General features: G+C 74.1%; 8 protein-coding genes. 1 reads left to right on the top strand and 7 read right to left on the bottom strand.

Going from position 1 to position 24,790, the window contains the following annotated elements:
- Positions 1 to 33: 33 nt before the first annotated feature.
- The 7 genes from BLV24_RS21880 to BLV24_RS04055 form a co-directional block, all read right to left on the bottom strand.
- Complete coding sequence (locus BLV24_RS21880; protein ID WP_092679829.1) at positions 34 to 13,923, bottom strand: two-partner secretion domain-containing protein; 13,890 nt, start codon at positions 13,921 to 13,923, stop codon at positions 34 to 36.
- A gap of 2 nt (positions 13,924 to 13,925) precedes the next feature.
- Positions 13,926 to 15,650 (bottom strand): ShlB/FhaC/HecB family hemolysin secretion/activation protein, encoded by a 1,725-nt coding sequence (locus tag BLV24_RS04080; protein ID WP_176954610.1) that lies wholly within the window; start codon positions 15,648 to 15,650, stop codon positions 13,926 to 13,928.
- Positions 15,651 to 16,152: 502 nt separating this feature from the next.
- Positions 16,153 to 16,485, bottom strand: coding sequence for a hypothetical protein (locus BLV24_RS04075; RefSeq protein WP_092679827.1), 333 nt, complete (start codon positions 16,483 to 16,485; stop codon positions 16,153 to 16,155).
- Positions 16,486 to 16,727: 242 nt separating this feature from the next.
- Complete coding sequence (locus BLV24_RS04070) at positions 16,728 to 18,851, bottom strand: adenylate/guanylate cyclase domain-containing protein (protein ID WP_092679826.1); 2,124 nt, start codon at positions 18,849 to 18,851, stop codon at positions 16,728 to 16,730.
- 114 nt (positions 18,852 to 18,965) lie between these two features.
- The gene (locus BLV24_RS04065) at positions 18,966 to 20,294 is read right to left on the bottom strand and encodes a glutamate--tRNA ligase (RefSeq protein WP_092679825.1); all 1,329 of its coding nucleotides are present in this window, start codon (positions 20,292 to 20,294) and stop codon (positions 18,966 to 18,968) included.
- Positions 20,291 to 20,938, bottom strand: coding sequence for a hypothetical protein (locus tag BLV24_RS04060; protein ID WP_092679824.1), 648 nt, complete (start codon positions 20,936 to 20,938; stop codon positions 20,291 to 20,293). The genes BLV24_RS04065 and BLV24_RS04060 overlap by 4 nt, the downstream gene beginning before the upstream one ends.
- 7 nt (positions 20,939 to 20,945) lie before the next feature.
- Positions 20,946 to 22,610, bottom strand: coding sequence for an NAD+ synthase (locus tag BLV24_RS04055; protein WP_092679823.1), 1,665 nt, complete (start codon positions 22,608 to 22,610; stop codon positions 20,946 to 20,948).
- Positions 22,611 to 22,954: 344 nt separating this feature from the next.
- Here BLV24_RS04055 and BLV24_RS04050 point away from each other — a divergent pair, with 344 nt between their 5' ends.
- Positions 22,955 to 24,754: a hypothetical protein gene (locus BLV24_RS04050; protein WP_092679822.1), complete on the top strand. Its 1,800-nt coding sequence runs from the start codon at positions 22,955 to 22,957 to the stop codon at positions 24,752 to 24,754.
- Positions 24,755 to 24,790: the final 36 nt, after the last annotated feature.

Raw genomic sequence — 24,790 nt, 5'->3', positions numbered from 1 at the left:
CGATACGCCCGACACGATGGAGGCGCGCGCCGATCATCGGTCGGGCTCGGAGCTGACGAAGGAGGGGACGGCCGGAGCCGCGTCGCCGGAGGCCTGGCGGTTGGCCTCCTCGCGGGCGCGCTCGAGATCGACATCGGAGAAGTTGGTCTGCGGAATGCCCCACAGCTCCTCATTGCCATAGGACACGAACAGTTCCAGCAGGTCGTCCTCCTCCACGTTCAGGATCTGCGCGCGTTGCAGGCGCACCAGGGTCAGCACCCGCGGCGGCGTGATGCCCGTGCAATCCTGCACGTCGCCGACCACGCAGCCGTTGGTCTTGAACTGCGACCCCTCGGGGCCCACCGGGAACAGGCCGGCGGCCTTCTGCCCGCTTTCGCCGATATAGCCGTAGAGCTCTAGGCTGTCGGGCTCGATGGTCTCGCCATAGGTCACGTAGGCGGCGTTGACCCCGTAATAGTCGTCGTCGCCCTCCCACACCGCGATGATGCCGGCGGGGGCGTGGACGGTGACCTCGCCATGGGCGTCGATGACCAGGCCCGAGGCGGTGATCACGTCGCGTTCTTCGCCCGGCCCGCCCATCAGGAAGCGGTTGCGGTCGTCGCCCGGATCGGCGTCGAAGCCGGCGAAAGTCTGGCCGAAGCTGACATCCATCGCCTCGGCCACCCGGATCTCACCCAGCGGGCCGCCGGCGCCCAGCCAGTCGCGCACCCGTATGTCGCCCCTGGCGCCGGCGTCGAGAAGGATCGCGCCCGCGCCCCCGCGGGCCGCGACGGCTTCGGCCTCGCGCGCGGTGGAGAGCGTGTTGGCCCCGTCCACCGCGCGGTCGACGCGGATCATGCCGCCGGCGGCGTCGACGCCCCCCGCGGTGGTGTCGAGGGTCAGCAGCTTGCCGTCGGCGATGAACAGGCGCAGGTCGTCGTCGGCGATGTCGAGCGCGCCCTGCGCGCGCCAGTCCGCATCGGTGGCGGCGCCGGGCGCGGCGACGCGTTCGCCGTCCATGTCGTCGGTCAACGCGGTCATGCGGCCGGCCAGCACCAGGTCGTCGGAGGTGCGGATGGTGATGTCGCCCGCCGCCTCCAGCCCGCGGATCGTCAGCACGCCGTCATCGTCGGCGTCGCGGCCGAGCGTGGCGCGGGTGGCCTCCTCCGCGATCAGGACGTCGCCGAAGAAGCGCTGCGCCGAGACCGCGCCGCCGAAGACGTTGTCGGGGCGGCCCAGGTCCAGCCCGAGCCCCAGATCCTCGACCGTGCGTCGGGTCGGAGCGCCGGTGGCGAAGGCCGCGTCGCCGCGGATGTCGAGCACGCCGGAGCGGCTCGCGGTCCCCCGCGCGGCGCGCCCGTCCTGCATCCGCAGGGCGACGGTCTCCACCCCGCGGGTCTGGGTGACGGAGGCCGGCGCGCCCTCGGCCCCCGCCAGCACGGTGAGGTCGCCGGAGGCCGAGACCGGCCCCAGAAGGATGTTCCCGGTCTCGGCCAGGGTGACGTTCGCGCCGAAGAGCCCCGCGGCGCCGTCGATGCGGTTGCCGCTCCGGCCCAGGTCGATGTCGCCGCCGGCGGTGACCAGCAGGTCGCCGGTGGAGACGATGCGGGCGCCCGCGGCCTCGACCACCGCGCCGCCGGCGTCGATGCGGACCGAGCCGGGGGCCGTCTTGTCGAAGCCGAGGATGCCGCTGCGCGTGACCTCGCCCCGGCCCGGCAGCGTGGCGGCGCCGGCCCCGATGATGAGGTCGTTGATGTCGGAGATCGCCGCGACGTCGCCCGCGAAGATGCTGACGCCGCTGAGGAAATCATTGCCCAGGCGCGCGCCGCCCGGCAGCAGGACCGCGCCCGAAGCGTCGAACCAGGCCGCGCCGTCCACCCGGATCAGCTCGGCGAAGACCTGCGGGGGCTGGGTCTGGTCGACGAAGCCCGGCGCCGGGTCGCCCGGCAGCGTCGCCGGGGTCGGCGCGGCGACCGCAAAGGCCTCGGTGGCGGCTGCGCCATCGCGGGAGAGGATGTCCCCGGCCCCGGCGCGGGCGCGCAGGTCGCCCCCCACCGCGAGCGGGCCAAGCGCCATGTCCCCGCCGCGCGCGCGGGCGGTGAGGTCGCCGGTCACGCTCACCTGGCCGAGGGTCAGCGCGGCCAGCGTGTCGAGGGAGGCGGTCGCGGCGGCGACGTCCGAGAGCGTCGCGTCCCCGGTGGCGGCTAGGTCGAGCGCGCCGCCGATGCGGGCGCGGGCCAGCGTCGCGGCGGCGCCGGAGGCGAACGCGGCGTCCCCGGCCACCGCCGCCCGGTCGAGGCTCAGCGCGCCGGCGGCCGACACGTCGAGCCTGCCGGCCGCAAGGTCCGTGAGTGTCACGCGTTGACCGTCGAGGCTCAGCGCCCCCTCGGCGGCGATGCGGCCGAGGTCGATGCCCGCGCCGGCGGCCAGCGCGCCCGAGCCGAGCCCGATATCCGCGCCCGCGATGGCGCCGGCGGCGGCGAGGTCGAGCCGCCCGGTCTCCACCCGGTCGAGGCGCGCGTCACCGGCGCTCGTCAGGGTCGCGCTCCCGATCCGGGCGTCCGCAAGGGACAGGGCGTCGCCGCTCTCCGCCGTCAGCGTGTCCAGCGCGAGCCCGGCGATGAGGGCGCGGCCGCCGGCATCGACGGTCCAGGCTGCGCCGGCGCCGTCGCGGATGTCGATTTCGCCGCCGGCCTGAAGGCCGGCTGTCTCCAGCGCCGCGCGCTCGATCGCGAGGCCGGCGCCGGCGACCATCGTGGCGCGCGCGACGGTCAGGTCCGCGCCGCTCGCGCCCTGCCCGGCCGTCAGGCTCAGCGTGTCGGCCTGCACCCGGTCGAGCCTCGCCGTCCCGCCGGAGGTCAGCCCGGCGGTTCCGGCGTCCAGGTCCGCGACCGCCAGATCCCCGCCCGCCTCGGCGGCCAGCAGGTCAACGGTCAGAGCCGTCATCGCCATGTTCCCGCCCGAAGCGAGCGTCCAGTCCCGGCCGGACACGGCGTTGACCGACAGCCCCTCGCCCGCCTGAAGCTCCGCCTCGTCCAGCGTCGCGTTGGCCAGGCTCAGGCCGGCGCCGGCGACCATCGTGGCGCGCGCGACGGTCAGGTCCGCGCCGCTCGCGCCCTGCCCGGCCGTCAGGCTCAGCGTGTCGGCCTGCACCCGGTCGAGCCTCGCCGTCCCGCCGGAGGTCAGCCCGGCGGTCCCGGCGTCCAGGTCCGCGACGGCCAGATCCCCGCCCGCCTCGGCGGCCAGCAGGCCAACGGTCAGAGCCGTCATCGCCATGTTCCCGCCCGAGGCGAGCGTCCAGTCCCGGCCGGACGCGGCGTTGACCGACAGCCCCTCGCCCGCCTGAAGCTCCGCCTCGTCCAGCGTCGCGTTGGCCAGGCTCAGGCCGGCGCCGGCGACCACCGTCGCGCGCGCGACGGTGAGGTCCGCGCCGCTCGCGCCCTGCCCGGCCGTCAGGCTCAGCGTGTCGGCCTGCACCCGGTCGAGCCTCGCCGTCCCGCCGGAGGTCAGCCCGGCGGTCACGGCGTCCAGGTCCGCGACGGCCAGATCCCCGCCCGCCTCGGCGGCCAGACTGTCGGCCATGATCCGGGTCAGGGCCGCGTCGGCGCCCGCCGTCACCGCGGCTTCGCCCACCACGATCTCCGTCCCGTCCAGGCCGCCGCCCGACCCGGCGGAGAGGACGCCGCCCTCCAGCCCCGCGAGGCTCATGGCGCCGCCCGCCGTGAGCGTCGCGGTCGAGAAGGTCGTGGTCTCGATCGCCGCGTCGCCGCTTTCGGCCTCCGCGGTCAGGGTGTCGAAACGGGACCTCGATACCTGCGCATCGCCGCGGGCGAGCAGGTCGGCGTCGGCGATCACGACATCGCGCAGCGCGGCGGTCCCGGCCTCGGCCCGCAGGGTTCCCGCCACGACCCCGGTCAGCGCGAGCCCCCCTCCGGCCCGCATGTCCGCCCGGTCGATGCGCGCGCCCGTCGCGGCGGCGTTGCGGCCCGCGTTCAGCGACAGGCGCCCGTAGTCCCCCTGCCTTAGCGTCACGTCCCGCCCGGCGGTCAGCTCGGCCGTCGCGGCATCGACCCCGGCGAGGGCGGCGTCGCGCCCCGCGGAGGCGACCAGCAGATCCGCCGACACGGCATCCATCGCCAGCCCGCCTCCGGCGGCGACCCGGGCCGTGCCGAACTGCGCGTTCGACAGGGCCGCATCGCCCTCGGCGGCGAGGTCGAGGTCCTGCGCCGTCACCCGGGCGAGGCTCGCCGGGCCGACCGAACGGGCGTCGACCCGGCCGATCGCGGCGTCGCTCAGCGACAGCGCGCCGCCGGCCTGCGCGGACAGGGCGTCGCCGGCAAGGCCGGCCAGGGTCAGACCGGCCCCGGCCGTCAGCGCGGCGTCGTCGAAGCGGCTGTCGCGCAGCGAGCCCGCGCCGCCCGCGCTCAGCGTCAGGTCCGCGGCGGCGATCCGCGTGAGGTCGGCGGTGGTTCCGGCCACGAAACCGGCCCGCGCGGCGGTGATGTCCGCGCCGCTCAACGCCTGGCCGGCGGCGGCGTCGAGGCCTGTCCCCTCCAGCCCGGTCATCGCCAGCGCGCCGCCGGCGACCAGCGCGGCGGTCTCGAAACTCACCTCGGAGACCGCGGCGTCGCCCCCGGCGTCGAGCGCCAGCGCCCCGGCGGCGATCCCGGTCAGGGTCGCGTCGTCGCCGGCGGCGAAGCGGGCCTCCGGCGTCGCGATATCGGCGGCGGAGAGCGTCCCACCCGCTGACGCGGCCAGCGCGTCGCCTTCGAGATCGGCCAGCGTCATGCCGGCGCCCGACACGAGCGAGGCGCTGTCGAACCCGGTCCGCGTCACCGAAGCGGAGGCGCCGGCGGTGAGCGTCAGCGCGCCGATCCCACTCGCGTTCAGCATGGCGTCGGTTCCCGCGGCGAGGCGGGCGGAGGAAAGGGCGAGACCGGCGGCGGCCAGCGCCCCGTCGGAGGTCGCGGTCAGAGCGCCGCCGGTGAGCTGGTCCAGCGTCAGGCGTCCGCCGGCGTCGAGCGTGGCGCTGTCGAAGCGGATATCCGTCGCCGCGGTGTCCCCGCCCGCGGCCAGGGACAGCGTCCGGAACGTGGCGCGGGTCAGCGTGGCGCCCTCGCCCGCGGTCAGGCCGGCGGCGTCGAATGTCAGGTCCGAGGCGGTCAGCGCGCCGCCCGCCGTCGCCGTCAGCCCGCCGCCGGAGACGTCGACGATCCGCGCGCCGCCGCCCGCCGACACATCCGCCGCCCCGACCTGCGCGGTTTCGAGATCCACGCCCAGCGCGGCGGTCAGCGCCAGCCGGCCCTCTGGCAGCGCGGCGCGGGTCGCGCGGACCGCGCCCGACGCGGAGGTCAGGGCGAGGTCGCCGCCGGACAGATCCTCGGCCGTCACGTCGCCCGCCGCGACCAGGGCGAAATCGCCCACCGCGACCCCCGAGAGCCGCGCCGCGCCGCCGACGGAGGCCGTGCCCTCGCCGATCTCCAGCATCGAGAGGTCGAGCGCGCCGCCGGCCTCCAACGCGATGTCGCCCAGCGCGCTGGAGGCGAGGGTGATCGCGCCGGCGGCGCTCTGCCCCCCGCCGGCGAGGGTCAGTTCGGCCCCGTCCAGGTCGCCGGCGCCGTCGAGATCGACCGCGCCGCCGCTCAGCCGCGCCAGGCGCATGTCCCCGCCGACGGCGCCGGAGGCCGTGCCGAAGCCGCTGTCGGAGAGATCGAGGTCGCCTCCCGCATCGGTCGTGAGCGCGCCCGCGACGGTCAGGCGCGCCGCATTCAGCGCCCCCCCGGCGGCGAAGGCGGCGTCGCCGCCCGCATCGATATCGGCGCCGGTCAGGGCCCCGCCGGCGGAGGCGGAGAGGTCATCCGCGACGGCGATGCCGCTCAGCCCCATGGCGCCGCCGGCCGCGAAGGCCGCGCCGTCGAAGCCGGAGGCCCCGGCCGTGAGGTCCCCGCCCGCCGCCGCATCCAGCGCGCCGCCCGCCAGCCGCGCCAGCGCCGCGTCGCCCCCTGCCGCGATGTCGAGGGAGGCGAAGGTCAGGTCCTCCGCGACCACGGAATCGGCCGCGCCGATCACGCCCGCGCCGAAACCGCTTGCGGTCAGCGAGAGGTTGCGGCCCGTCGCCTCGAGGTCGCCCCCGGACAGGCCGGTCAGCGTCGCGTCCCCGGAAGCCGCCGCATCGAGGCTGGCGAAGCTCAGCGCCGCGCCGTCCAGCGCGCCGCCGGCGTCGAGCCCGATGGCGGCGGCGGCGGCGGTGTCGGCGAGGTCGATGTCCCCGCCCGCAGCCGCCCTCAGACGCGCGACCTGCAGGCCGTCGCCCGAGAAGCCGCCGCGGGCCGTGGCCGCGACCGCGCCGAGCGTCGAGGCGCTCAGCGACACCTCGCCGGCCGTCACGTCCAGGTCGCCCCCGCTCAGCGCGGTCATCGCGGCGTCGCCTCCGGCGGTGGCGGTGAACGAGGCGAAACCGACGGTGTCGGCGTGGACATCGCCCTCGGCCGCGACCGCGATGTCGCCGGCCGCGTCGACCGCCTCGAGGGTCACGTCGCCCGCGCCCGGCGCGACGACCAGCGCCGCGAAGGCCGGGGTCTCGGGATCGACGGGGGCGGTGACGAGCCGCGCGTCATCCAGCAGGGAGGCCCGGAGCGCGATCCGCTCGGCCGTCACGTCGAGCGTGCCGCCGCTCAGGGCGGTCATGGTCGCCGCGCCGCCGGCCTGCGCCACGAGGCTGGCGAAGGCGAGGGTCCCTGCGTCGAAGGCCCCTCCGGTCTCGACATGCAGGGCGCCGGGGCTGTCGATGTTCGCAAGCCGCGCGGCGCCGATCGCGACAAGGGACAGGGAGGCCAGCTCCAGCCCCTCGGCCTCGATCCCGTCGCGGGCGAAAAGCGAAACCGCGCCGAGGGTGGAGGCGGTCAGGTCCACGCTCTGCGCCGCGACGTCGAGATCTCCGCCGGTCAGCAAGGTGAGCGTGGCCGCGCCGCCGGCGGCGGCGGTCAGCCCGGCGAAGGACAGGGCGCGCGCGTCCACGGCTCCGCCCGCGGTCACGTCGATGGCGCCGGTGGCGGCGATGTCGTCGAGATCGGCCCCCCCGCCTGCGGTCGCCGCGAGGGATGCGAGCGTCAATCCGCCGGCGACGACGGTTTCGGACGCGGCGAGCGTGGCCGCCCCAAGCGTCGAGCTGGTGAGCGTCGCGTTCCGCGCGGAGAGGTCGAGGTCTCCGCCCGCCAGCCCGTTCAGCACGGCGTCGCCCGCCGCCGTCGCGGTCAGCCCCGCGAAGGACAGGGCGCGCGCATCCAGGTCTCCGCCCGCGGTCACGTCGATTGCGCCGGTGGCGGCGATGGTTTCCAGGTCGGCAGCGGCGCCTGCGGTCGCGGCGAGCGAGTCGAGGGTCAACCCGCTGGCGACGACCGCTTCGGAAGCGGCGACGGTCGCGGCGCCCAGCGATGCGTCCGACAGCGAGACGCCGCGCGCCGTCACCGCCAGATCGCCGCCGGTCAGCGCGGTGAGACGCGCGTCTCCGGCCGCCGTTCCGCTGAACTTCGCGAACGCGACGCGCGCGGCGTCCAGATCGCCGCCGGCCTGCGCCTCCACGGCTCCGGAAGCCGTCGCATCGGCCAGGGAAGCCGCCCCGCCCGCATCCGCCGACAGGGAGGTCATGCCGACGCGTGCGACCGCGATCCTCTCGCGCGCCGTGAGCATGCCGGCCTCGAATGTGGAATCGGCCAGGGAGATCGACCGCGCCTCGATCTCCAGATCGCCGCCCGACAGCGCCGAGAGAACCGCCTGTCCGCCCGCCGCGCCGGACAGCGAGGCGAAGCTCACCCCATCCGCCGACAGCGCGCCGCCGGTCTCCACCGCGATGGCGCCCGAAGCGGCGACGGACCCGAGGTCGACGGCGCCCGACGCGGTCGCATCCAGCGCGGCGAGGTCGAGCGTCTGCGCGATCACGCCGGCGCGTGAGACGAGCGCGACGGCGTCCAGGGCGGAGTCGGCCAGGGAGACGCTCTGCGCGGTGACGTCGAGGTCACCGCCGGTCAGGCGGGCCAGCCCGGCGGCGCCGGCCGCGGCGCCGGTCAGTGACGCGAAGGACGTGTCGGCGACGTCCAGCCCGCCGCCCGCGTCGAGCGCGACGTCGCCCGCGGCCATGACGTCGCTCAGGCGGATGTCATCCTCCGCGCCGGCGGTCAGGGCGCTCACGGTCACGCCGTCGGCGGCGACGCCGGCCCGTGAGACGATCGTCGCATCGCCGAGGTCCGAGGCCGAGAGCACGGCGGAGCCCGCCTCCAGCCCCAGCGCGCCGCCGGCGAGGTTGGAGAGCGTTGCCGCGCCGCCGGCGCGCCCGTCGAAGGCGGCGAAGGTCAGGTCGTCGCCCGCCAACGCGCCGCCGGAGTCGGCCGCGAGGCGGCCCGCGACCGCCATCCGCGAGGAGGTGACGTCGCCCCCTGCCGTCAAGCTCGCGTCGCCCGCCACCGCCGCGCCGTCGACGGTGAGGTCGCCCGATCCCGTCGCGGTCAGGGGGCCCGTGTCGAGACCGGCGGCCGTCAGCCCTCCGCCGGCCGAGAGCGAGGTGGCGCCCGCGTTGATCGAGGTGGCGAAAAGCGCGTCGACCGACGTGGCGGAGAGCCCGCCGGTCGCCGCGACGTTGGCCAGCGAAACCGCCGCTCCGGAAAGCGCAGCGTCGCCCGCCACGGCCGCGCGGTCGATGGCGAGGTCGCCCGATGCCGTCGCGGTCAGGGGGCCGGTGTCGAGGTCGGACCCGACCAGACCCGCGCCCGCGACCAGGCGGGTGGTCCCGGAGGTGATCCGCGTCGCCGTCAGCGCGCCGCCGGCCTCGGCGGTCAGCCCGTCGGTCGTCGAGACATCGGCCAGCGCCGCGTCGCCTCCCGCCGACAGCGCCGCGGCGCCGTCGATCGACGCGGTCCCGAGGGAGAGCCCCCCGGCCGCCGTCGCGATCAGCGCGCCGACATCCAGGCCCGTTGCGGAAAGCCCCGCGCCCGAGACGAGCGTCGCGGCGCCCGAGGCGACGGCGCTCAGGGTCATCGCGCCGACGGAACGGGCGGAGAGCCCGCCCGCGATGTCCACGCCGTCCACGCCCAGCGCGTCCCCGGACGCGAGATCCGCGGCGCCGGCCGACAGCGCCGCGACATCCATCCCGAAACCGGCGCCCGATGCCGCGACCAGCGCCCCCGCGTAAGCGGAATCGGCCAGCGACACCGCCTTGTCGGCCTGCAACGTCGCATCGCCCGCGACCTGAGCGGTGGAGACGCTCAACGCGCCCCCCGCCGTCGCCGACAGGGCGTCCGCGGTCAGGGCGGAGACGTCCAGTCCGGCCCCCGCGGTCAGCGCCGCGGCGCCGACATCGAGCGCGGTCACGGTCATCGCGTCGCCCGAGGTCGCGCTGAGCGCCCCGGCGGTCAGGCCGTCGAGCCGCGCCGCGCCGGTGGTCGCGGTCAGCGTGGCGTCGCCCAGTGCGGAGGCGGCGAGGGAGAGCCCGGTTCCGCCGGTCGCCCGCGTGGCCCCGGCGGTCACATGATCGGCCGAAAGCCCGGCGCCGGCGATCAGGGTCAGCGCCCCGGCGCCCAGATCCAGGTCCGAGGCGCTCAGGGCGCCGCCCGCCTCCAGCGTCGAGGCCGCGCCGAGCGTCAGGTCGGAAAGGCTCAGGGCGCCCGCGGCCAGGATCTCGGCGCCGCCCGCGGCCTCGGTCGTCGACAGGCTCATATCCCCGGCCTGCGCCACGCCGCCGCCGCCCAGGGTCAGGCGGCCGGACAGATCCGACGCGGTCAGCGCGAAGCCGTCGGCGTCGCGAAGGGCGGCCGATCCCGCGATCACGCTGACCGTGCCGAAAGCGTTGCCGGCGCGATCCAGAGACACGTCGCCCCGCTGCGCCGCCACGGGGTCCGCGCCGGCGCCGAGGATGAAATCCGCATGTCCGCCCACCGACAGCGCGTCATGCTGGGCGATGCCCGGCGCGCCGCCCGCCACGACCGCTCCGTCCGCGTTGGCGCGCAGGGAAAGGTCGCCGGCGACCGCGCCCGCGACATCGACGGCGCCGGCGGCCTCGATGGTCGCGGCCCCGCCCGCCTGAAGCGTCAGCAGACCGGCGAAACGGTTGAACAGGCCGCCCTCCGCCGGAGCCTCGGAGAGGATGGAGATGTCGTTGGAAGCGGCGAAACGCGCGTCCCCTCCGGCGTGGATCAGGGCGCTCAGCGTCTCCGCCCCCACCGAAACCGGCGGGACGGCGGCGAGCTCCGCGGTGACCTGATCCCGGATCGGATCGCCGAGGATCGCGTCGACCTCCAGTCCGATCCGGGCCGCGCGAGGGCCGGCCACTTCGAAGGCCGCGAGCCTGTCCGGCCCGTCGGCGAGGCTCAGGATGTCGCCGCCGGCGCTGACGTCCAGCGTCCCCGTCGTGGCGACGCCGCCCAGGACGACCCCGCCGCCGGCATCCGCGGCGAGGCTGTCGGCGACCAGGCCATGCGCCGAAAAGCCGGTATGGGCCAGGGCCAGAAGGCTCCCCGCGCGCAGGTTCTCCACCGACACCGAACCGGCGGAGGAGGCCAGCGCCGTCGCGCCCGCCGCGGCGTCGATCACCACGATGTCGTCGGTCGCCTCCACCTGCAGACCGACCAGCGACACCCGGGAGAAGTCGGCGGTCCCGGCGGAATTCGCGACCAGCGCCCCGCCCGCCGCGAGGTCGGTGACCGTCAGCCCGCCGGCGCGCGACACGAGGTCGGCGGCGCCGTCGACACGCCCGCGCGACAGCGTCAGGCGGTCGCCCTGCGCCGCGAGGTCGCCGGCCACGACCAGATCGCGCAGGGTCACGTCGCCGGACACCGTCGACGCCGACAACGCCCCGCCCCGGAAATCCTCGACCACCAAGCCGTCGGCATCCCCGAGCAGGGTCGACCCGCCGACTTCCCCGCCCAGCGTATTGAAATCGTTACCCGAAAGCCCAAGCGACACGTCGCCCGTTACCAGCAGGTCCAGGCGGTCGGCGACGTAGACGGCCCCGGTCTGGTCCAGCGCGCCTTCGACCCGCAGGGTCGCGTCGCGCTCCGAAGACAGGCCGGCGAGGGTCACGTCGCCGAGGAAGTCCACGACCACGTCGCCCTGCGCCGCCAGGCGGGTCTCGCCCCCGACGGTGGTGCGCTTGTCGGCCTGGAACTCGATCCCCGGAACCAGGATGGCGCCCCCGGCGGCGAGGTCGAGGTCCCCGGCGACCCGCAGCAGCCGGTCATAGGTCCCGGCATGGGGCGCGGCGACCGTCAGCCGCTCGGTCGGGGACAGGGTGATGAAATAGGCGCCGACGCCGAAGCCCGCCGCGATCAGGTCGATGTCGTTGCTGGTGCGCTTGTGGATGTCGCCGCCGGCCGCGATGGTCAGATCGCCGTCGGTCGACCCGCCCGGCGGGCTCCGCACAAGGGCGAGGTCCACGTCCCCGTCCACCGCGATCGACATGTCGCCGGCGAAGACCGTGCGCTCCAGCGTCAGCAGGCCCGGCACGTCGCCGAGGTCCACGCCGAAGTCGGGGGCGAAGCTCGCGCCCAGCAGGGTCAGGTTGGGGGCGCCCGCGAGGCTCACCGCTCCGTCCGCGCGCAGGTTGGAGAGCATGATGCCGTTCACGCCCGAGGCGAGGCCCGCGGCGGCGATGCTCAGCCCGTCGGTCAGGATCGCGTGGCCCCGCATGTCGCCCGCGACCGCTCCGCCCGAGGCGCCGGCGACCGAGATGTCGCCCGCCCGGATATTGACCAGCGCCACGCCGCCCGAAACGGTGGTGGCGACCAGCGACCCGGCGCCCGAGCCCACATCGACCCCATCCAGATGCAGCGCCGCCTGGTAGGGGTCGCGCGTGACCTGCACCGTCTCCGCGGCGGTTCCGGCGGCGGCGGTCAGGTCTCCGAAGACTTCGGAATCGGTGATCTCCAGGAAGTTCACGTCGCGCAGCGAGACGTTGTCGGCGGTGACCGTAACCGCCCCGCCGAAATCATTGGCCAGCGCCAGGGTCACGTCCCTCGTGGCGGAGAGCAGGCTGGTCCCGGCGACCGTGAGCGCGCCGGCCTGGGTGATCCCGCCCGCGACCCCGAAGGCCGAGACGTCGAGCGCGCCGACGGATCCTCCGCCCAGCTCGACCGCGCCGTCGGCGCGCACGAACAGCGTCCCGGCGAACGTGGTCTCGGGGATCGTGAGATCCTCTCCCGCATGGAGCCGCAGCGCCCCGGCCGAGGTCATGCCGGCGCCGACGATGCCCTCGGGCGCGCTCAGCTCCAGCCGGCCGTCGGGGACGAACAGCTGCACGCCGGTCGCGACGTCGATCAGCCCCTCGCCATCGGGAAGCTGGAGCAGCCCGCCGGCCCCGAACACCGTCGCGTCGGCGATCAGGGAGAGATCGCCCGCGATGTCGAAACTGGCGAGGAGGAACAGGTCGCGGCCCGCGGCCAGGGTCAGCGAGGCGCTCGGGTCGCGCATGACCACGGCGTCCTCGACATGGATGTCCCGCGTCGCCTCGATCCGGATATCGGCGCTGGAGAATTCCAGCGAACCCGGGTCGAGCGTCAGGGTGAGCGGCGCGGCGTCGCCGTCGATATCGCCCAGGATCGGGTCGCCGCCGTTGCGGATGAACACGTCCTGCGGGTCGAGCAGCAGCAGCCCGCGCCGCCCGTCCGCGGCTCCGAGATCCACCGTCCCCGCGAAACCGAGCCCGAGGCGCGACGACAGTTCCACGAAGCCGCCATCGCCGCCCTGCGGGCCGCCGCGCGCGCTGATCGCGCCGCTGACCGCCGTCGCCTCGCTGGACCAGGCGGTGACCTCGCCGCCCTGCCCGGCCTCGGTCGCGTCGGCCTTGATCCGGGCGCCGGCGGCGATCTCGGTCCGCGTCGCCTCTTCCATGTCGGGCGCGGTCCCGGCCTTGATCGCCGCGATGTCGCCGCCCATCCGGACCCGCCCGCCGCCGGTCGCGCCGGAGACGTCGATGCGCGCGGCGTCCGTCAGCGTCACGCGCCCGCCGGAAATGTCGACCGAGCCGCCGCCGGCGGTGGCGGACGCCGCCTCCAGCCGGCCCGAGACCTCCACCCCCCCGGCGCCGCCGTCGAGCACGATGGCCCCGCCCTCGACCCGCGCCGAGGACGCGACGACGACGCCGGAGACCGAAACCGCGGATTCCACCGCGTTGCGGGCGGCGGAGGCGGAAATGATGACCGTGCCGCCCTCGGCCAGGATCACGCCGGAATTGCCGGCCTGCGCGCCCTCGATCTTCGCGGCGTCGCGAAGGTCGATCTCGAACAAGCCTTCGCCGGAGACATCGACGGACAGGCTCTCCTGCCCCGCGATGACGATGCGGCCGAGCTTGCCGCGGATGGTCCCGCGGTTCTCGGCATGGGGGGCGACGAGGCCGACGAGCCCGGCCTCGGCGAAGGTGATCTCGCCCTCGTTGATAACCTTCGCGCCCGGCTCGCCCGGCTGGTCGAACCGGCCCGAGCCCGCCATGAAGGCGTCCGTATCGATGCCAGCGCTGGTCGCGACCAGCCCGCCCACGTCGATGACCGAGCCTGCGTGGAACATCACGCCCGACGGGTTCACCAGCCACACATTGCCGTTGGCGGTCAGCTTGCCGCGGATATGCGTGGGCATGCCCGACAGGATGCGGTTGAGCGCGACCGCGTCCCCGCCCGGTTGAAGGAAACGCACCACGTCGTTGGGATCGATGTCGAAACTGGCCCAGTCGATCACCACCCGCTGGCTGCCCTGGCGGATGGTGGTGACGTTGCCGCGGGTGACGATCCGCGCCTCGCCGCCCTGCACCTGCCCGCCCCTGGGGCCGGCGGCGGCGGAACCGGGGACCGCCAGCGGCGCGAAGCCGGCCACGCCCAGCGCGGCCAGCCCCAGCGCGGTGGCGGCGCTGCGCGCCAGGGCCGGGCGCAGGGCGGCGCGGATCAGGGGGAGGCGGCGGACGCGCATGATCAGAAATCCTTCGAGGCGCTGAACAGCACCCGCCAGTCATGCCGCTGGGTATGCGCCAGAGGACGGTTGATCGGACGCGCCAGTTCAAGGTTCAGCGACATCGCCCCGGGAAGCTGCGCGCGCACGCCGATGCCGGCCGAGACCAGGGAGGCGTGGATCGGCGCGCCGCCGTCGAGATTGCGCACCTCGGCCATGTCGCCATAGGCGTAGAATTCATAAGGCACGCCGACATCGCCCCAATGCGCCTGGTCGGCGTAGCGCACCTCCATCGACAGGCCCGCGCCGAGATCGCCGCTGAGTTCCGACGGATGATAGGCCCGCCCCAGCTCCGGCCCGCCGATGGCGAATTCCTCGGAGGCCAGCAGCGGCCGGTCCGCGGCCTGCGCCCAGCCCTTGGCCCAGAAGCTGAGCCGGTCGTCGAAGGGCTGGGTCCGCGACAGCTCGGCGCGCAGGGAGAAGAATTGCGGGTCCCCGTCCTGGCGGCTCAGCTCCGGGCTGCCCTTGGGGCTGGCGTTGAGCACGTCGAGCCCGGCGCGCAGCTCCACCCGCCCCTCGCCGGAGCCGTAGGGGTCGCGGTACTCGGCCCGCATTCCGGCGAAGGCGACGCGCAGCCGGTCGTCGGTAACCAGATCCTGGCCCAGCCCGCCGATGGCCGGGGTCAGCGAGTTCACCGACATGGTCTGGAACCCGCCGAACACGTCCAGCTTCAGCGCCCGGCTGCGCACCGCCGGGTAGCCCATGGTGGCGGTCAGCTCGGTCTGGTCGGAGGTGATGTCGAAGATCGCCACCCGGTCGCCCGGCGCGCTCTCGGCGTAGAGGCCGCGGAACGAGCCCCAGAGGCCGGAGGGGTCGAGGATGCGGCGATGCTCGACCTGGATCGTGTGCCGTTCCTGAAAGTCGTCGGGGAACGGGTCGTCGACATCGGCCGAGTTGAAGAAGCTCACGATGGTGCTGTCCCCGGCGGGGGACCAGGAGTTCAGCGCCAGAACCCCGCCGATCAGCCCTCGCCCGATCAGCGGCGACTGGCGGTTGTCGGCGAAGAGCGTGAAGCCCACCGCGTCGCGCTCCATGTTGATATGCAGGTCGACGCCGCCGCGCCCGCCCTCGCCCATCTTGGGCACGGCGGCGGCGCGGGTCACGCCGGGAATGTCGTTGAGCAGGAGCAGCGTGCGCTCGATCTGCGCGAGCGTCGGGTTGGAGAGCCCCTGCAAGGGCGCGATGGTGCGCTCGGCCAGCTCCCGCATGGGGCCGAGCGGCAGCCCCGGCGTTTCGATGGTCACCGAGGTCAGGGTGGCTTCGATGATCTCGAACCGCACCCGGCCGTCGTCGATGCGCTGGGCGGGAACCACGACGCGGGTGAACAGGTAGCCGTCGTCGCGGTAGCGGTTCTGCAGGCGGGCGGCGAGGGCGAAGACCTCGGCCAGGTCGATCTCCTGGTCGAGCGCGGACTCCCAGAGCGGGGAAAGCTCGGCCGTGTCGTAGAGGGCGCCGCCGGAGAGCTCCACGCCGCGCAGGACGAATCGGATTTCGCGGGCGTTGGCGGGCGGGGTCTGGGAGGTGAAGCGCAGCTCGGACTCAGGCCCCAGCGGCCCCGCCGCCTCGGTGCGGGTGCGGTCGGTGGCGGCGCGGATCGCGGACGGGGCGTTGGTCAGCGACGAGGGCAGACCGGCGGGAAGACGCTGGGCCTCGGCGACGGCGGGAATGCAGAGGGCGGCGAGAAACACGGCCGGAAACGCCCGAAAACCGCGGAAAACCGCAATGCAGGCGTTTTCCGACGCATCGGCGGGAGCGGCGTTCCGGCCCCGGACGATGGGCCCGCCGGCCGTCTCGGGCGACGGAGCGCGCGCCGCCGCCGTGACGGCGCCCCAGAGCGAAGCCACAGCGGCGGCGCGCAGCCCAATGCGCCGCGAGGTCACCCCCCGGCCAACGCACCCCTCGCTCTGCAACAAAAGACCCCCCGCCGCTACGAAAGCTAACAGGTCGTTAATAGCATCCGGAGGCGATGGCGGTCAAACGGGCATGACGTTCCCGTTTCGATTAACCATCTGAGATCAAGGAGATTTTTTGTGGCGCAGGGGTGTGTTCCGCAAACCGGCCCGCGCCTGCCGGCGCTATGCCGCGGCGCCTGTCCCCGCAGCCGCGCCGACCCTGGGGCCGGGCGGCGGCGATACGGTCGCCGTCGCGCCCCGCGCGCCGCCGGGCGCGCCCGCGGTCATCCGTCGTCCGTCACTGATCCCAGGACGGGGCGCGAATGGCGCCGACCACGTGGTTCTTCTCTTCCCGCGAGGCCACCAGGCGGTCCAGCGCGCCGGGCGCGTCGGCGCCGGCATCCGCGATGGCGCCCGCATAGGGACCGGCCACCGAGCGGGTCGATCCGTCGGAGGCGATCATCACAAGGCGCGCGCCGCCTGCAAGCTGCACATTCTCATTGCCGGGAATCACCGAGCCGGGCGCGTAGGACGCGACATTGCTCTCCAGCACGACGAAATCCGAGGCGGCGGCGGCCTGCGTCGAAAGCCCGAAGGCCGCGACGAACAGGGCTGCGACTAGCCGGTTCATCTGAAACTCTCCATGGTCCGGGGGTCTCATCCCCTCTGACACCAAAACGCGGCGGGAATGCGGACGCTGCGATAAAGCGCACATGTCGAATCTTGAACTTGGGCGGCGACGTCTACGCCATGGCGCGAGTTCGTATACGTTATGCTCATCGGCTGTAACGCAGGATGAACCTACCAGCCGACGGCAGGGAATTCGAGGCCGATCCGTTCACAATTCGAGGGGTCGGCTCGAAAAGGCGCGGGTCAGACGATGCGGTCGTCGCTCTCCCCCGCCCGCAGCCGTTCGAGATGCAGGCGCACCAGCGGGTCCTGCGCCGCGTCGGAAGGGGCGTCGGGCGCCGTCGCCAGCCGCTCCAGCGCCGTGAGGGCTGCGGCGGGGTCCGGGGCCGCGCCGTCGGCTCCGCCCTCCGCCCAGTTCCCCGTCGCGATCCGCGCGAAAGCCGCCCCGTAGGCGTCCCGCGTCGCCTGCGAGGCGACGCGGTCGAGGTTCCAGACCGCCACCGGCTCGACCTTGCCCTTCAGCATGACGCGGCCCACCGGGCGCAGCTCCGCCAAGCCGCGGGTCTCGTCGGCGTAGCGCAGCGCCGAGAGCCGCGCGGCCTCGGAGACGGTGATCCGGGTGCCGAGCCGCTTGTTGATGCTCTCCAGCCGCGCCGCGGTGTTCATGGCGTCGCCCATGGCGGTGTAGTCGAAGCGCTTGCGCCCGCCGAAATTGCCCACCGAGGCCACGCCCGTATGCACCCCGATCCGGGTCACGCCCAGGCCCAGATGCGCGTTGGCCCTGCGGTAGTCCTCGGCGAAGGCGTCCATCTCGGCGGCGCAGCGGATGGCGTTGAGCGCGTGGTCCGGCTCCTGCGTCATGGCCCCGAACAGGGCCACCACCGCATCCCCGATGAACTTGTCGATGGTCCCCGAATGCCGGGCGATGATGTCCGACATGCCGTCGAAATAGCCGTTGAGCAGCTCGGCCAGCGCCTCCGGCTCCAGGTTCTCGGACATGTCGGTGAAGCCGGCCACGTCGGTGAAGATGAAGGAGATCTCGCGCCGCTCCCCCCCCAGCCGCAGGGAGGAGCGGTCGCGGGCCAGCCGGTCGACCATGGCCGGCTCCAGGTAGTGGGAGAAGGCCATGCGGATGAACTGCTTTTCGCGTGAGGACAGGAACGCCTCCGTCGCGCCCCCGATGGCGAAGGAGACCACGAAAGCGATCAGCGCGGGCGCCACCGGGAAATAGGGCCCGGCCAGCGAGGACAGCCAGACCGCGAGCGCCGCGTAGCCGATCCCCGCCCCCGCCAGCGCCGCCAGCCGCCAGTAGAGCGCGCCGCCCCAGATGCCGATGCCGGCGCCGATCAGCGCCATGACCGCCACGATCGCCGCGCCGGGCCAGCCGCGCACGTCGAAGTCGCGCACCTCCCGCCCGTCGAGCATCTGGGAGAGCACATGCGCATGCAGCAGCACGCCGGGATTGGTGCGGTTGGAAATGGTCGGGTCCACGGACAGCGAGGTCTGGTGGCGGTCCGTCTGCTCCAGGTCCGCGCCGATCATCACGTAGCGCCCGGCGAACCAGTTGCGGAACATCGCCCTGGGCATGGCGGGGTTGAGCAGGATCTGGCTGGCGATCTTCTGGAAGGCGGGCGAGCCGTCGGGGGTCTCGCGCCGCCAGTCCACCAGGCCCTCGGTCGGGAACAGCGGCTGGTCGGTGGCGGTCAGCAGCGCGGCGGAAAAGCTCATCGGCTCGGCGCCCGGCAGGGTGCTTTCGAAGCGGCGCACCACGCCGTCGGGATCGTAGCGCACGGTGGCGAAGCCGGGGATGGCGCCGGAGCGTTCCATGAAATCGGCGAGGAACGCCTCCTGCGCCGGACGCAGCCCCGCCCGCGCGTCGGCCCAGGCCAGCACCAGCGTGCCGGGGAAATCGCGGATGGCCTCGATCAGGCGCTGGTCCTTGGCGGGCTCGGTCGGCTGATCGATGAGGATGTCGAGCCCGATCGCCGCCACCCCCGCATCGTTGAGCAGGATGATGAGATCGGCGAGGAAATCCCGGTCCACCGGCGAGCGGTAGGGGAACAGCGCCAGCGTGTCCTCGGTGACGGTGAGGATGGAGATGCGGGGGTCCTGCGTCTCCGAATAGGGCGAGAGGATCACCCGCAGCCGGTCGTTGAGCCCGGATTCGAGGCTGCGAAGGGTCTGCATGCCGCGGAACCCCGCGATGGCGGCGGCGGCGACGCACAGGGCGATGAGCAGGCCCAGCAACAGGCGCAGCGGCGGCGGACGGAACCGCGACGGCGCGGCGGCGCCCTGCCCCGCGCCTCCCGCCCCGCCCCCCGGCGTCATCCCCGAACCGGGCGCATGGCCCGGACCCTCGGCCTCCATGCTCACGCCGGGCCCGCTCCCTCATTTCCCCCGGCGGCCTGCGCGCCGCCGGGCGGAAGGGGGCGCCATGGAGCGCGCCGCGTCAAGCCTCGCGGCGGACGCGCGGGGGCCGGGTCAACCGGGAAGCGTGGGGAGAGGGCCGCGCATCAGGGGCATGAGGGCGGCCATTTCCGGCCCGTGATCGCGGCCGGTCAGCGCCCGGCGCAGCGGCTGGAACAGCGCCCTGCCCTTGCGCCCCGAGGCGGCCTTGGCGGCGGCGGTCCAGTCCTTCCACGCGGTCGGCCCCCAGGGGCGCGGCGGCAGGAGGGCGAGGGCCTCGGCGACGAATTCGGCGTCTTCGGGGTCCACCTTCGGGGGCGCGCCGGTCGCGCAGATCGCGGCCCAGTCGGCGGCCTCCGCCAGACGCGAGAGGTTGCCGCGCACCGCCAGCCACAAGGGCTCGGCGGTCTCGCCCTCGATCCCCAGCGCGGCGAGGCGGGGGCGGACCGCGGCGAAGGGCGCCTCGTGCAGGATGCGGGCGGTCAGCGGGTCGAGATCGGCGGGGTCGAGCCGGGTCGGCGCGGCCCCGAAACGCGTCAGCTCGAAGCCGTCGAGCAGATCCTCGGGCGCGGCGCGGGCGACCACCGGGTCCGATGTGCCCAGGCGCGCCAGCAGCGACAGCAGCGCCATCGGCTCCTGCCCCGCTTCCCGCAGCGCGCCCAGCGACAGGGCGTCGGCGCGCTTGGAGAACGCCTCCCCCTCCGGCCCGGTCAGCAGCGAGTGGTGGGCGAAGCGCGGCGGCTCGCCCCCCAGCGCGCGCATGATCTGGATCTGCGCCGCGGTGTTGGTCACGTGGTCGGCGCCCCGCACGATGTCGGTGACCCCGGTTTCGGCGTCATCCACGGCGGAGGCGAGCGTGTAGAGCACCTGCCCGTCCTCGCGGATCAGCACCGGGTCGGAGACCGAGGCCGCGTCGACCGAACGCGGGCCGAGGATCATGTCCCGCCACTCCACCCGCTCCCGATCCAGCTTGAAGCGCCAATGCGGCGGGCGGCTTTCGGCCAGGGCGTTGCGCTCGGTCTCCGTCAGGTCCAGCGCCGCGCGGTCGTAGATCGGCGGCAGGCCCCGCGACAGCAGCACCCGGCGCTTGAGGGCCAGCTCGTCCGGCGTCTCCCAGCAGGGGTAGAGCCGCCCGTCGGCGCGCAGACGCTCGGCCGCGGCCTCGTAGCGGGCGAGCCGGTCGGACTGGCGGAACGCCTCGTCCCAGGTCAGGCCGAGCCAGGTCAGGTCCTCGCGGATCGCGTCGGCGTATTCGGGCCGCGAGCGCACCGGGTCGGTGTCGTCCAGCCGCAGCAGAAACCGCCCCCCCGCCTTGCGCGCGATCAGCCAGTTGAGCAGCGCGGCGCGCAGATTGCCCAGGTGCAGGCGGCCGGTCGGCGAGGGCGCGAAACGGGTGAGGGTCATCGGGTTTCGAGGTCCGGGCGCGCCTTGCGGAAGGCGAGCAGCATCGGATCGCAGCCCCCCGCCACCATCTGCTTGCGGAAGGTCCGCTCGGGCAGCGCCGAAAGCCGGTTCATCCCCGCCTGCAGCTTGTAGAGCACCGCCTTTTTCTGCGGCGCCACGCCCTTTTTCAGCGAATAGCCGAAGCCCGGATTGAACAGCGAGCCGTTCATCCGGAACGCGGCGATGTCCGCCCAGGGGATGCGGCCGAAGGCGCGGTCGGTGATGCCGTCCGCGTCGACCACGAGGATCGGGCGCGGATCCCGCCCTTCCTTCCAGAAGAACAGCCCGGCGGCGAGGAAGACCAAGCCGGCGACCCACAGAAAGACCGAGTCGCCTCCCGGCCCCTCGGGATCCATGATCCGCGACAGCACCAGCCCCACCGCCAGCGCGCAGAGAAAGGCCAGCAGCACCTGCTTGCCCGCCATCAGCCGGAATTCGGCCGGAAGGCGGGGGCCCAACTCCATGCCGTGGGCGGCCATGATCTCCTCATCCGACATGTCCCGCATCTCCTCGCGGGTCGGTTTGCGGAGCGGGGCCGCGTCGGCCGGCGCATCGTCCGGCGTGACGGTCGGGTCGTCGTGTTCGTTCGGGTTCTTGTCGGTCATGGCGGGCTCAGGCGTCCTCTCGGTCGCGCCAGGAGGACGCGATGGGATAGCGGCGGTCGAGCCAGAAGGCCTTGGCGCCCAGTTTGGGACCGGGCGCGGACTGATGGCGCTTGTATTCGGCGATGTAGAGCAGGTGCTCGACCCGTTCGGCGGTGGCGCGGTCATGGCCCGCCGCCACGATGTCGGCGATGGCGGCGTCGCCCTCGATCAGCATGCGCAGGATGGCGTCGAGCACCGGGTAAGGCGGCAGGCTGTCGTCGTCGCGCTGGTCGGGGCGAAGCTCGGCGCTGGGCGGCTTGTCGATGACCCGCGGCGGGATGACCTCCCCGGCCGGAGCCTTCATCCAGGGGCGATGGTTGGCGTTGCGCCAGCGGCAGGCGTCAAAGACCTCGGTCTTGTAGAGATCCTTGATCGGGTTCCAGCCGCCGTTCATGTCGCCGTAGAGCGTGGCGTAGCCGACCGCGACTTCGGACTTGTTGCCGGTGGTCAGCAGCAGCTCGCCGAACTTGTTGGACATCGCCATCAGGTAGAGGCCGCGCAGGCGGGACTGCACGTTCTCCTCCGTCACGTCGGGTTCGCGCCCCTCGAAGGCGGGGGCGAGGGTTTCGCCGATCACGTCGACGCCGGGGCCGATGGGAATGGTCATCAGGGGCGCGCCGAGATTGCGCGCCACCTCGCCCGCGTCATGCAGGCTTTCCTCGGACGTGTAGCGCGAGGGCAGCATCACGCAGCGCACGTTCTCCGGCCCGAAGGCGTCGGCGGCGATGGCCGCGACGATGGCGCTGTCGATCCCGCCCGAGAGCCCCAGCAGCACCCTGGAGAACCCGGTCTTGCGGGCGTAGTCGCGGGTGCCGACGACCATGGCCTTGTATTCCAGCTCCGCCGTGTCGGGCACCGGGGCCATGGGGCCGGGGGCGCAGGCCCAGCCCTCGGGGCCGGTCTCCAGCGTCAGCGTCTCCACCGCTTCCTCGAACATCGGCAACTGGGCCGCGAGCCCGCCATGCACGTTCAGCGCGAAGGAGCCGCCGTCGAAGACCTGGTCGTCCTGCCCGCCGGTGCGGTTGAGATAGATCAGCGGCAGCCCGGTCTCGACCACGCGGGAGACCATGAGATTCATGCGCAGGTCGTGCTTGCCCCGCTCCCACGGGGAGCCGTTGGGCACGAACAGGATCTCGGCCCCGGATTCGGCCGCGGTCTCGGCCACGTCGGGGAACCAGGCGTCCTCGCAGATCGGGATGCCGACGCGGGCCGGGCCGATCTGCACCGGACCCGACGGGTCGGCGGAGCGATAGAGGCGCTTTTCGTCGAACACCCCGTAAGTGGGCAGGTGATGCTTGGACACATGCGCGTGGATGCGCCCCCCCGACAGGATGAAATAGGCGTTCTCGATCCGCTCAAGCCCCGCCAGCGGCGCGCCGATGCCCAGCGCGGGGCCGTCGGCCGTCGCCTCGGCCAGCGCCTCCAGCCGGCGGGCGCAGGCGGCGACGAAGGCGGGCTTGAGCACCAGGTCCTGCGGCTGGTAGCCGGCGAGGAACATCTCGGGCAGCGCCACGAAATGCGCGCCCTCGGCCTTGCCCTGCGCCCAGGCGGCGAGCGCGCGCTCGGCATTGCCCGAGACGTCGCCCACCTTGGGATCGAGCTGGGCGAGAGTGAGCCGGAAGGCGTCGGGCATGGTCGGGTCTCCGCAGGGCCGCTTCGCGTCGGGCGCGCCCCGCGGTCGGGGCGGCGGCGCGGGGGGCGATCCGGCGTGGGCGCCGGGATCGTTCCGGGGGCGCAGTTACAGGCGCCGCAGCCGGCTTCGCAAGACCGCCGGGCGCCGCGGGGGCGCGGGAGGCGGGGGACGCCGGGGCGCGGACCTTCGGCGGGGCCGCGCGAACGCGCCCTATCCTCCCCCTGCGGAACGAAGTTTCCCGGCGCCGCGCCGGTTGCCAGCGCCGCGCGCCGCCCCTATCGTCAGCCCGATCCCGCGCCGACCCCGCGTCCGGCGCGCCGTCCATTGTGGAGGACCCTCGCGGCATGCGCCTGCGTCACATATGCGCCGTCGCCGCGCTGGCCGCGGCCGCGCCCTTCGTCGCCCCCATCGATCTCGCCGCCCAGTCGGACGTGGAGACCAAGCGCTATGACAGCGGCGAGGTCTACGAAGGCCAGTTCAGGGAAGGCCGGCAGCATGGCGCGGGCTCGCTGACGCGGCCGGACGGCTTCTCCTATGTCGGCGAGTTCAGGGACGGCTGGATCGAGGGTGAGGGGGTGGCCAAATACCCCAACGGCTCGGTCTACGAAGGCACGTTCGTGGGCGGGAAGCCCCAGGGCAAGGGCCGCATCACCTATGCCGAGGGCGGCGGCTACGAGGGCGACTGGATCGAGGGCCGGATCGAGGGCGAGGGCGTCGCGCGCTACGTGGACGGGATGGTCTACGAGGGCACGTTCAAGAACTCGCAGCCGGACGGCCACGGCGTGCTCACCCGTCCGGACGGCTACCGCTACGAGGGCGGCTTCGTGGCCGGGGAGCCGCAGGGCGAGGCGGAGCTGCGCTACCCCGACGGCTCGGTCTATGTCGGAGAGATCAAGGCCGGCCTGCGCGAGGGCCAGGGCAAGATGACCCTGCCCGACGGCGACGTCTATGAGGGGACCTGGGTCGCCGGCCGGTTCGAGGGCGCGGGCGCCGCGGCCCAGTCCAACGGCGACGTCTACGAGGGCGGCTTCGTCGACGGCAAGCGCGAGGGACAGGGCAAGGCCACCTATGCCAATGGCGACGTCTACGAGGGCGAATTCCACGACGACCGCCGCGACGGCCAGGGCAAGTTCACCGCCGCCGACGGCTTCGCCTATGAGGGCGGCTGGTCCGACGGCCGGATCGAGGGCGAGGGCGTCGCCCGCTATGCCGACGGACGCGTGCACGAAGGGACATTCGTGGCCGGCAAGCCCGAAGGCGAGGGCGTGCTGACCTATCCCAACGGCGACCGCTTCGAAGGAACCTGGTCCGAAGGCCGGCTGGAAGGCCAGGGCGTCGCCGCCTATGCCGACGGCGTGCGCTACGAGGGCGGCTTCAAGGCCGGCAAATACGACGGGAAGGGCAAGCTCACCTATCCCGACGGCTATGTCTACGAGGGCGACTGGGCGGCGCGGGTGCGCCACGGCCAGGGGCGCGAGGCCTTCCCCGACGGCTCGGTCTACGAAGGCGGCTTCGCCGAGGGGCTGCGCGACGGCCAGGGCAAGCTGACCCTGCCCGACGGCTTCGTCTACGAGGGCGAATGGAAGGCCGGCGCCATGCAGGGCGAGGGCGTGGCCCGCTATCCCGACGGCCGCGTGCACGAGGGCGCTTTCGTCGACGGCAAGCCCGAGGGCCCCGGCGTGCTGACCTATGCCGACGGCGACCGGTTCGAGGGGACCTGGGTCGCGGGTCGGCTGGACGGCGAGGGCAAGGCGGTCTTCGCCGACGGCTCGCGCTATGAGGGGCATTTCTCGGCCGGCCAGTATGATGGCCGGGGCAAGCTGGTCTATGCCGACGGCTACGCCTACGAAGGCGAGTGGGAGGCCGGCCTCCAGCAGGGAACCGGCGTGATGACCTTCCCCGACGGCTCGACCTATGAGGGCGAGTGGCAGGCCGGGGAGATCGATGGCGTGGGCGAGGCCCGCTACAAGAGCGGCGACGTCTACGAGGGCGAATTCGTGAAGGGCAAGCGCGAGGGCGAGGGTCGGATGACCTATGCCGACGGCTCGATCTTCGAGGGCGAATGGCTCGACGGCGCCCCGTCCTCCGCCGCCCCCGCCCCCGCTCCTGCCGCACCCGCCCCTGCCCCGGCGAGCGGCGGCTGAGAGGGCGCCGCCGAAGGCCTCGCGATCCGGGAACGG

This window comes from Albimonas donghaensis (assembly GCF_900106695.1).
GTDB classification, from domain to species: Bacteria; Pseudomonadota; Alphaproteobacteria; order Rhodobacterales; family Rhodobacteraceae; genus Albimonas; species Albimonas donghaensis.
The sequence above is the reverse complement of the archived record's forward strand: the minus strand, read 5'-3'. Positions and strand labels throughout refer to the sequence as shown.

Coding starts and splice junctions, on each gene's coding strand:
- BLV24_RS21880 (WP_092679829.1), bottom strand. CDS start 13,923: ATGCGCGTCCGCCGCCTCCCCCTGATCCGCGCCGCCCTGCGCCCGGCC.
- BLV24_RS04075 (WP_092679827.1), bottom strand. CDS start 16,485: ATGAACCGGCTAGTCGCAGCCCTGTTCGTCGCGGCCTTCGGGCTTTCG.
- BLV24_RS04070 (WP_092679826.1), bottom strand. CDS start 18,851: ATGGAGGCCGAGGGTCCGGGCCATGCGCCCGGTTCGGGGATGACGCCG.
- BLV24_RS04065 (WP_092679825.1), bottom strand. CDS start 20,294: ATGACCCTCACCCGTTTCGCGCCCTCGCCGACCGGCCGCCTGCACCTG.
- BLV24_RS04060 (WP_092679824.1), bottom strand. CDS start 20,938: ATGACCGACAAGAACCCGAACGAACACGACGACCCGACCGTCACGCCG.
- BLV24_RS04055 (WP_092679823.1), bottom strand. CDS start 22,610: ATGCCCGACGCCTTCCGGCTCACTCTCGCCCAGCTCGATCCCAAGGTG.
- BLV24_RS04050 (WP_092679822.1), top strand. CDS start 22,955: ATGCGCCTGCGTCACATATGCGCCGTCGCCGCGCTGGCCGCGGCCGCG.